Origin of the sequence: Oscillibacter sp. CU971 (genome assembly GCF_905219725.1) — a bacterium.
Classification (GTDB): Bacteria; Bacillota; Clostridia; order Oscillospirales; family Oscillospiraceae; genus Oscillibacter.
Genome location: NZ_CAJMXG010000468.1, coordinates 1 through 1,457, shown reverse-complemented (window position 1 = coordinate 1,457; position 1,457 = coordinate 1). Strand labels below are relative to the sequence as shown.

2 protein-coding genes are annotated in these 1,457 nt (G+C 49.3%); one reads left to right on the top strand and one right to left on the bottom strand.

Going from position 1 to position 1,457, the window contains the following annotated elements; translation table 11 throughout:
* Positions 1-276: 276 nt before the first annotated feature.
* Positions 277-726, bottom strand: a complete 450-nt coding sequence (locus JX325_RS16640) for a hypothetical protein (protein WP_204792144.1) — start codon at positions 724-726, stop codon at positions 277-279.
* 280 nt (positions 727-1,006) lie between these two features.
* Between JX325_RS16640 and JX325_RS16635 the strand changes: the two genes are divergently transcribed.
* The gene (locus JX325_RS16635; RefSeq protein ID WP_204792143.1) at positions 1,007-1,252 is read left to right on the top strand and encodes a hypothetical protein; all 246 of its coding nucleotides are present in this window, start codon (positions 1,007-1,009) and stop codon (positions 1,250-1,252) included.
* The last annotated feature ends 205 nt before the right edge of the window (positions 1,253-1,457 follow it).

Sequence of the window (1,457 nt, the reverse complement as noted above, 5' to 3'; positions counted from 1 at the left end):
CTTTCGTAGAAAAGTCCCCACACTTCACGCATTGTAGAAGTGATTTCATTGTAAAGTTTATCCATTTTTGCATCCTTCATTTTCGTAACCCCCGTTTGTTTTTGTGTGGCTTTCTTAACTGTCTATATTATACTACCGTAACAAGAAAAAGTCAACGGGTGAAGGGGTAAAATGATCCACAAATATACTACCGTGATTTTGTGCAATATGTATACTACCGTAACACAAGCGGAAGCAAAAGGAAAACCCCGGCCAGCGTGGCCGGGGCGGCGGCGGTTAAGCAATCAGGAAACAGCAGGTGGAAATATCAGTTTCACAGGCGGAAATATTGGAGCGGTGGACGGTGTAGCCCAGCTTTTCAACCTGCTTTTTGCGGCGGGGGAAATCGCAGGCGCAGCACTCGCAGAGAATGAAGCCGTTAGTTTTGGCCGCATCCAGCTTTTCCAGGACGGCGGGCAAGTCTCGGTATTTTGCGTTCACAAAGCCGTACCTGCTGAACGTGTAAGAAATGTTCTTCTGGAAGATAATGTGGGCGCTGTAGTCCCCAACATAGATCCCGCACCAGCTGGGGTGAACGGTGATCATTTCGCCGCGATCGTTGTACCGGATCGTCCAGCCGTCCAGATCGGCGCTTCCGTTAGTTTCGGCGGCGTGGATGGCGGCCAGGATGGCGGGCATATCGTAACCGTGATTGGTAAGAGTACGGATAGAAGTAAGATTCAACATAAGGAAGACCCCCTATAAAATATTTTGGATTGCTTGCCGTGTCGGCTCCCTTTGCGTGTTGGCCCGTAAGGTTGGCCCCCGCCGTATTCTTAACGCCCCGGCAGGTGGGCGGCTGTGCTTCCCTTAACTGTCTATATTATACTACCGTAACACGAAAACGTCAAGGGAAATACCGCTGAAAGATGCACAAATATACTACCGTATTTTTGTGCAATATTTATACTACCGTAAACGTGCGAAGTGTGCTATAATGCGGGACAGTGGAAAGGGGGGCCTTTTTATGGCTGATGAAAAGAAATACCCTACGCCCAGGGGGGCGGCGGCTACAGCCGCAAAGAAGAAATACCGTGATAAGGCGTATGACAGAATGGAACTGGCCTTGCCTAAAGGCATGAAAGCCCGTATGCGGGAAGCGATCGAGCGGGCCGGGTATACGTCCTTTAACGCCTATGTGGCGGATGCAGTCCGGGAAAAGTATGCGCGGGATATGGGGGAGGAAATGGAACTGGAACAGGGGGAAGCGTGAAAGAAGAACCACCAGCGGGCGGCGGCCTGCTGGTGGTTCTTCTTCTGTACTAACTATATACAACCTATGGGATGATTTCGTCCATGATTTCCAGAAATTCTTCCCGTTTTGTTTTCTTTTTCCGGCTCCTGTATTCCATATCGCTAAAACTTTCCTGTTTCATACCCCGCGCCCCCTTTTCCTTATTTTATCATTTTATCACATC